The 3,419-nt window shown below is 39.3% G+C and carries 2 protein-coding genes and 1 pseudogene; 1 reads left to right on the forward strand and 2 read right to left on the reverse strand.

Annotated elements, in window-relative coordinates; genetic code table 11:
- Both AAC037_RS22075 and AAC037_RS22080 read right to left on the reverse strand, forming a co-directional pair.
- The coding region (locus tag AAC037_RS22075) for an FGGY family carbohydrate kinase (RefSeq protein ID WP_339905665.1) at nucleotides 1–953 on the reverse strand (953 nt) is incomplete at its 3' end.
- A gap of 21 nt (nucleotides 954–974) precedes the next feature.
- Nucleotides 975–2,618, reverse strand: coding sequence for a sodium/sugar symporter (locus AAC037_RS22080; protein ID WP_339905666.1), 1,644 nt, complete (start codon nucleotides 2,616–2,618; stop codon nucleotides 975–977).
- 360 nt (nucleotides 2,619–2,978) lie between these two features.
- Between AAC037_RS22080 and AAC037_RS22085 the strand changes: the two are divergent.
- Nucleotides 2,979–3,419: pseudogene (locus AAC037_RS22085) on the forward strand (transglutaminase domain-containing protein); the annotation flags it as partial.

Genomic DNA, 3,419 nt, shown 5'->3' on the forward strand with positions numbered 1-3,419 from the left:
CGTTTTAACCAACTATTTAGAATCCCTGTACCATTGATACAAAGTAACACGCCGTATCTTGGACTATTTTTTTTGTGGTTAACATGGACGAAGGTATTAACCCTAGACAAAGGGTCATAAACGGGTTTGGTGCTAACTCCAAAAACAGTACCTGAAGTACCTGCGGTAGTGGCCAACTCCCCTTCTTCTAGCACATTCAAAGAAAATGCATTATTAGGTTGGTCTCCGGCCCTGTAAGTTACGGGAATACCGGCATCTAATCCGAGTTCTTGAGCTACCTGAGGAAGTACCTTGCCTTGATCACCAAATGAAGGAACAGCTTTTGGAAGTAATTTAGCATCTATTCCATAGTGGTTCAGTAGCTTGTCGGCAATATTATTTTCAAGGAAATCCCAAAATACGCCTTCAGACAACCCTGTCTCTGAGGTAAGGATTTCGCCCGTAAGCTTCATGGCTATATAATCACCGGGAAGCATGATTTTATGGGCTTTCTCATATTTTTCAGGCTCATTTTCCTTTACCCATTTGAGTTTTGAAGCTGTAAAGTTACCCGGAGAATTAAGGAGGTGACTCAGGCAATATTCGCTTCCTAAACCGTTAAATGCCTGGTTACCTATGCCTACAGCCCTGCTATCGCACCATATGATGGCTGGTCTTATCACTGACCTATCTTTGTCAACCATTACCAAGCCATGCATTTGGTAAGAAATACCAATTCCTTTTATCTCACCGGGTTTAACCAGGCCTTTCGCGATTATTTCTTTGGTTGTAGCTTTGATGTATTTCCACCACAATTCAGGGTCTTGTTCTGCCCAATCTTTTTGTGGAGAATCAATGTTCATTTCTATTTCCGGAAGTCCCTTTGCTGCCACCACTTTACCTGAGTCTGCATCTAAGAGAGTAGCTTTCACTGAAGAACTACCTATATCATATCCAATAAGGAGTTGTCTCATTTTAAAATCAATAATTTTATTCTACCAAAATACGATGTATAAGGCTGCGATTATACCGGAAATCAAAATTGCGCCAATTTTAAACTGAGTACTTGTTTTGAAAAGGTCTTTGCTAATTTCTATTCCTTTAGGATGGTCCTTGCCTTTGCCTTCAAACAAACTTATGGCAATAATTAACCCTGAAATGATCAAAAATACCAGCCCCATTCTATCTATAAAAGGTAAGTTAGGGGTCAAAAATTTAAATGTAGCTGACAAAGGTATGGTAAGCGCTGCTGCAGTTAAGGCAGCATTTGAGGTTGTTTTTTTCCAAAAGAACCCAAATACAAAAATAGCAAAAACACCAGGAGACACGAAACCGGTATATTCCTGAATGTATTGAAACGCCTGATCCAGCTCCCGTAAGGCCGGAGCAACGATGGCTGCCACAATAAAGGCAACGATGGCTGTAATTCTACCTACCCTTACTTGTTTTTTCTCTGAAGCATTTTCATCAAAGAAGTTTTTGTAGACATCTAAGGTGAAAATGGTGGAAGTACTGTTGGCCATAGAAGCTAAAGAAGAAACGATGGCGGCTGTTAATGCTGCAAAGGCCAATCCTTTCAAGCCGGATGGCAGCAGTTGTAATAATGTTGGATAAGCCCTGTCTGACTTAATAATTCCAGTTACCGGATCAGTCATAGATTCCGCAAAGGAAGGATCTATTCCCTGATTTACAATCACATAAGCAGCAATCCCCGGAATAACCACTATCAGCGGCATAAGAAGTTTTAGAAAACCAGCGAAAACCATTCCTTTTTGGGCCTCATTCAATGATTTTGCGGCCAATGCCCTTTGTGTAATGTATTGATTAAAGCCCCAATAGCTTAAATTAACCACCCACATACCACCGATCAAGACCGATAACCCGGGTAAATCCATGTAGGCATCTCTTTCTCCTCCGGCCCCATCAGGAATCATCATTTCTCCTTTTTCAATAATCATATTGAAATGACTTGACGCCTCTGTCAAAAGAGTAGAGAAACCTTGGAATACGTTTCCGGAACCAACGATAGACAAAGCGAGGTAGGTGGTGGCAAGCCCCCCCAAAACTAAAAAGAACACCTGAACTACATCTGTCCATGCGACAGCTTTTAACCCTCCATAAATGGAATACAACATCGCAAATACAGCTAGTCCGGCAATTCCATACACCATGGGTACACCTAATATTGTTTCAAGGCTTAAAGCTCCTAAATAGAGTACCGAAGTTAAGTTGACAAATACGTAAACCAATAACCAGAACACAGCCATCACTGTTCTAACTCGACTATCATATCGCTTAAGTAAAAATTGAGGCATGGTACTGATACCTTCTTTTAGGTAAACCGGTAAAAAGAAAATGGCCACAATCAATAATGTAGCCGCTGCCATCCATTCGTAAGTAGATATTGCCAGCCCCAGGGCAAAGCCCGAACCTGACATACCGATAAATTGTTCTGCAGAAATGTTGGATGCAATCAATGAAGCTCCTACAGCCCACCAAGGTAAGGCTTTGCTTGCCAGGAAGTAATCATTGGAATCTTTAACGTGTCCCTCTTTCTCTCTTGATACAAAGTATCCCATTAAAATGATCAGGATACAATAACCAATAAAAATGGCGAGGTCTAAAGTGGTAAAATTCATGAACTTTGGATTAATGGGTTTGATGTTTTGTCAATTCGATTCTGTATTAGGTGTCAAAAATTAATGTGCAATATAATCAATTAAGGTTTCGATAAAATAAAATACCTTAGAAAGTCAACTACTCTTTTCAAATGGCCATAAAGGATTTTAATTGGGTACAGTCATTTAATTTTTATTTTGTGAGCTGTTATTAAATTATCCCCTTAGCCAATTTCAGCTAAAATAAATGTTATAAGTCATAGAAAACCAGCATGAAATAATGGTAAATGAATAATTCTTTAGACTTGTTGCTTCAATTAGAAATACTAACTTTGATATACTTTTTGATTAATAACCGGAACCTCAACACTATGGCTCAATATGAAAAATCGAACATATAATTCTTCACTAATCTGCCTGGGTATTTGTTGGCTAATTTTAGGCGGCTGTCAATCAAAACCCAAAGAAGTCTCGACGCTTGAGGCAAAGACTGTTATAATCCCGAAAGTGGACATTGCAGACATTGAAAAAGGGATTAAAGCTTATATTTCCAATAAAGCGTCAGCAAATAAGGGCTTTTTTTTGGTCAGAGATGAGGAGAAATTATTAAGACTAAAATTGGTGAGGGTACATACTGAATACCTTTCTAATTTAGGACCAAATAAGCATTTCGCTTGTGTAGACCTTGCAGATACCAAAGGGGATGTTTACGACGTGGATTTTTTTATGGAGGGAGAGCCTGGCGGAATGGAAGTTACCGAAACCAGTGTACACAAATTAAATGGTAAACCTTTTTATTTCTGGAAACAACAGCCGGACAAA

The sequence above is a fragment of the uncultured Cyclobacterium sp. genome, from assembly GCF_963976465.1.
GTDB lineage: Bacteria > Bacteroidota > Bacteroidia > Cytophagales > Cyclobacteriaceae > Cyclobacterium.

Excerpts from the sequence above, each read along its gene's own strand:
- AAC037_RS22080 (WP_339905666.1), bottom strand. The coding sequence starts at position 2,618 with ATGAATTTTACCACTTTAGACCTCGCCATTTTTATTGGTTATTGTATC.